This is a genomic window from Dethiosulfatibacter sp. (assembly GCF_983023055.1).
On the sequence record NZ_CEZJXU010000011.1, the window covers coordinates 12,405 to 17,338 of the forward strand.

The window sequence follows — 4,934 nt, forward strand, 5'->3', positions numbered from 1 at the left end:
CGAAGGCTTATTTCATGAATTAATAATGGAAGCAAGTGCAGATATGAATATTCCTGAAAGTGCGGTGGAGCGAGATTATTACATAGTAATGGTATTAAGAACACTCGCAGCTAGTGAATTTAAAGATAATGTGGTATTTAAGGGCGGGACTTCTCTAAGCAAGTGCTATCCTGGTTCCATAATGAGGTTTTCTGAAGATATTGACTTAACTTACATACCTGATGAAAATGAAAGTGAAAAACAAATCAGTAAAAAATTGAAGAGAATTGAAAAAATCTTGTTAGAAGGATTTAATGTTGAAAAAATTGATAGTGAGCGTAATAATCGTAATAAAAGCACCTGGTTTTGGAAGAATGATGAAAGAAAATTTGAAGAAAGAATCAAACTTGAAATAGGATCTAGCGTTAGACCACATCCTTTTTCTGAGAAGGAAGTCAAATCCTACATACATGAATTTTTATTGAACCTAGGTGATAATGAAATTATAATAGAGTATGGTATACAAACCGTTGTTATTAATGCATTAGATATAGAAAGAACGTTTGTAGATAAATTGATGTCAGTCAAAAGGCATGCAATTTGTGGAACTCTAACAGGTAAGGTGAGACATATTTATGATATTGTAATGCTGTTTGAACTTCCGGAAATCAAACGCTTTATTGTAGAGAAAGATAAGCTTAAAGACATTGTAAGATTGACAAAAGAAACTGATACATTCTATCTTGGTAAGAGAAATATTAGTGATGATTACAATCCGGATGAAGCATTCGGCTTTGAGAAATGGATAGGATATTTTGATAAGGATGTTAAAAGGGCATACGAAAGACTTCACGAGCACTTGTTATTTACAAATGAAAAACAAGATTTTGAAAAAGCGATAAATATTTTTAATGCTATTAATGAGTTTCTTAAAGAAGTTGAGGAATAGTATTATTGCATTAAAATATCCGAGATGAAAATATTTTCACAAAATGAACCTTTTGCGCTAGTAATATATATAAATTGGAGGATTAAATGTCAAATAAGAAGGTAGCATTTCTGAATTTAGAACAAGATGGTCCTACAGTTCCCGTTGCAATACAAAACATGAAAAATTCTCTGACTACATTTAAGGGATTAAGATATAAGGCCGTGATAATAATTCACGGGTATGGATCATCAGGTGTAGGTGGAAGCATAAAAGTGGCGGTGAGGAAAACTCTTGGGGAAAATTCCATGAGGGGTTTAGTTAGAAGTTTTGTAGGCGGTGAAAACTGGTACTCTAAAAAGAGAGAATTCCTGTCTGTTTGTAAATACCTGGAAGCTTATGAAAGGAATATTTCAGACAATAGTGGAGTTACCGTTGTTATTTTGAGATAGAAGAAGTTGAACAACTTGGAAATCGATTTGGAGCTTGAAGCTAGGAATAAGGATGAATTTCTATTTCAGAACTCCTTATGAATATTAATGATCGATTCAAGCTTTGTAGTAATATAAATAATCCGAATAAATAAAAAAGATGGGCTGAAATATTAATCAGCCCATCTTTTTTCAAAGCTATTCGATTTCAATCAAACATTAATTTTATGGATAGAAAATTTGCTCCATGGATCGTTTTGTTGCTGACAACATACTTGCCATCATTCCTCTTGATAATCTGATTTAAATTATCCAGTCCGTAACCATGCCCGCTTTCCTTTTTTGTTGTATAACCTTGTCTAAACATATTGTCTAGTGTATTGGCACTTATGTATTCATGTTTGTTCAATACTTCAACTATCTTGGTATTATCTTCATTATATATTTTTAAAATGACCTGCTTTCCTTTTTTTGATGCTTCCAGTGCGTTATCCAGCAGTATTCCTATCATTTCAACAACTTCATAATCCTTGAATTTTGTTTTAAACAAATAATCAAGAATGTCAATACTGAAATCAATACCTGCTTTTTCGAAGGTTTTTTTCTTTGTGTAGATTAGTCCAGCCAATATGCTGTTGTTCATTTTGCCAAGATTCGCAATGCTCTTGTCAATTCTTACATCTTCAACATATTTCTTGATTTCATCATAATCCTTTGGATTGTGGCTATCTGTATTTAAAATGGAATTAATTGATTGGATATGATTGTCATATTCATGCTGCTTGCTTCGGATGTCATTCATCAGATTTTCAATTAAAGGCAAGTATCTTTCATATAGTTTTATTTGTTCCCTGTCCTTTTCATTTCGTAATCCATTTGTAAACAAGATAATATTTATAAGAAATACCATGAGTACGATGACAACTATATACAATGCATTTACAATAAAAGTCTCGCTTTTCGTCAGTAAAAATGCCAAGCAACCCATTAAAATCAGAAAAGTATTAATAAGGATAAATCCAAAGGTCTTGTTTCTGAACAATCTTTCAGCCATTAACTTTTTTAAAGGTATAAACCTAAGAATAATCAAAACAATGAATATAGTCGGAATATGAACCAGAACACCTGAATCATTAGACAAGGACATTCCACCTACTAAATATTCCAGGAGAACGAAAGAAAGCATTTGAATCATAAGCAAAATTACAGTGCTGAGTATATAGGAATAAATGCATTTAATGAATTCTACTTTAAATACTAAATATATTAGTAGTAGGATCAATATACTGTTTATTATAAAAGCTTTTTCCTGACCCAGAAAGTGCGACATTAATCCCGATATGACAACCATGAAACCTATGGCTGACAAAAGCTTCAAATCTATTTTTTTAAGGAGGCTGACTCCAAATAAACCAGATAGGATTATCAAATACTCTGCATAATCCACTAGTGAAAATAAAATTCTTTCAATTAAGCTCATAGTTTGGTCTCCATTAAATTATCATAATATTTTCTACCTATGGGAATCATAAGCACCATCCATTTTTATTGTTTTGTTAGTTTTATCTACAAACTCTATCCTGTTTTTGTTTATTATAAATGACTTGTGGCATCTAATAAAAAAATCAGGAAGTTTATTCATCATGGTTGTCATTGTTGTCCTTGTGAGTTCAATGCGATCCTTTGTAGTAATAAGGTACTTCTTTTGATTTATTGCTTCCAAATATATGATTTCATCAGCATTGATTATATACTTACAGCTTTTAAGATCAAGTTCAATCTTAATCACGTCGTCCTTTTCCATCTTTTTGGTTCCGAATTTTATCAAAGTGAATAATTGCTCTTCCAGAAGAGCTTGGTCAATAGGTTTAAGAATGTAAGAATAACAATGTATGTTTTCGTAAGCCATCATTGCATGGGTTGGAACTGCGGTTATAAAAATAATATGATTCAATTTATATTTGTCGATTTTTCTTATCCTTTTGGCTAATTCATATCCATTTCCGTCTTCTAGTTGTATATCAACTAAAAAAATATCTATATCATTCTTATGAATAATGTCCATTGCTTCAAGGACAGAACCTGTTTCAAAAATTTCAGTATCTTCATCAATTCTTTTTATTGTTCCAGCTAAATCTTTTCTTATAGACACTTCATCTTCAATAACAATAATTTTTACCACTTGTTCCTCCTCGAGCATTTTTGTATATAAAAAGCCACATCATCGATGTGGCAAACCGGTTAATATAAGGGACTTAAACCCATAAATTTTTCCATGTCAAGGACAAATTTCACCTGTTGTGCCAATTTTCCCCGATGGGAACATTATAACAGATTCCTACTTAATGCGAAAGATAAATATTTAGGCTTGTTTGGAATGAATTCCATTTTGGGGTTCAGTTTTTTATATGAGTCATTTAGTTTTTCCGTTCTATTGTTACTATTTCATAAAAGTAGTAAAATATAGATATAGACAAAGATTTAATCATGGCCATTAAATCATAAATGAAAAATAAATATGGGAGGAATTAAAGTGAAGAGAAAAGGCAGGGGTGTCATATATTTTGCCCTTGCTGTAATCCTGTTATTGTCAACCCTGGTTAGAGCATATGGTGATTACGGTACGGGTAATGCATCATCTGATGGTTCGCCTGATGTGCAGGTGACCACGGTAAGACCGGAATATCTGAAGGATCAGATAATTGTTAAATTCAAGGATAATATTTCTCCAAATGACAAGAAAATCATAAAGAAATACTACAAACTGATTGACAAGGCCAAGTTTGCATCCGGAGGTGAGGTTCTGAAGCTGAAGGGGAACAGGACTGTAGAAGAATTGGTCGATGTACTTGGTGCGTTGAATTCAGTGGAGTATGCAGGCTTTGACTACATAATGAGGGCATTGGAGCTTCCAAATGCATCTGAGTATTCTCAACTGTGGGGAATGGACAAGATTGATGCTCCTGAAGCCTGGGAAATAGACCAGGGAAATCCTGAGGTCATAGTTGCAGTTATTGATACTGGTGCGGATATGGACCATGTGGATCTTGTTGCCAACATCTGGACCAATTTGGGAGAAATTCCTGGAAATGGAATTGATGATGATGGAAATGGTTACACAGACGATGTACATGGATACGACTTTCACAATAATGATGGTGACCCTTCAGATGACCAGGGCCATGGAACCCATTGTGCTGGTACAATAGCTGCCGAAGCCAACGACGTCGGTGTAGTAGGAGTAGCTCCAAATATTATAATAATGCCTCTTAAGTTTCTGGACTCCGAAGGTTCGGGAAGCTTTAGTAATGCCGTATTAGCAATAGATTATGCAGAGGAAATGGGAGCACATGTTATCAGTGCTTCCTGGGGCGGATATACATATACCATAGATACGAGCATGACCAATGCAATAGATGATTTTAGCGGAGTGTTCGTAGCTGCTTCCGGGAATGACAATATAAATCTTGATACATATACGTTATGGGGTATATTGCCCATATATCATGCACCTGCATCATATCCCAATGAGAGCATAGTATCAGTTGCTTCAATTGACTTGGGTGGTGATTTGTCCAGCTTTTCCAACTATGGAA

The 4,934-nt window shown here is 33.8% G+C and carries 5 protein-coding genes; 3 read left to right on the forward strand and 2 right to left on the reverse strand.

Annotated elements, in window-relative coordinates; all coding sequences use genetic code 11:
• The coding region (locus tag AC3AX0_RS01265; RefSeq protein WP_487548488.1) for a nucleotidyl transferase AbiEii/AbiGii toxin family protein at window positions 1-928 on the forward strand (928 nt) is incomplete at its 5' end.
• An 86-nt stretch (window positions 929-1,014) separates the two neighbouring features.
• Window positions 1,015-1,359 carry a hypothetical protein gene (locus tag AC3AX0_RS01270; protein WP_487548489.1) on the forward strand — a complete coding sequence of 115 codons (345 nt, stop codon included), beginning with the start codon at window positions 1,015-1,017 and terminating at the stop codon, window positions 1,357-1,359.
• A gap of 187 nt (window positions 1,360-1,546) precedes the next feature.
• Here AC3AX0_RS01270 and AC3AX0_RS01275 read toward each other — a convergent pair whose 3' ends face one another.
• Window positions 1,547-2,818 carry a sensor histidine kinase gene (locus AC3AX0_RS01275; protein ID WP_487548490.1) on the reverse strand — a complete coding sequence of 424 codons (1,272 nt, stop codon included), beginning with the start codon at window positions 2,816-2,818 and terminating at the stop codon, window positions 1,547-1,549.
• A gap of 33 nt (window positions 2,819-2,851) precedes the next feature.
• A complete protein-coding gene (locus AC3AX0_RS01280; RefSeq protein ID WP_487548491.1) occupies window positions 2,852-3,520 on the reverse strand; it encodes a LytR/AlgR family response regulator transcription factor in 669 nt (222 codons plus the stop codon).
• 351 nt (window positions 3,521-3,871) lie between these two features.
• Here AC3AX0_RS01280 and AC3AX0_RS01285 point away from each other — a divergent pair.
• The coding region (locus AC3AX0_RS01285) for a S8 family peptidase (RefSeq protein ID WP_487548492.1) at window positions 3,872-4,934 on the forward strand (1,063 nt) is incomplete at its 3' end.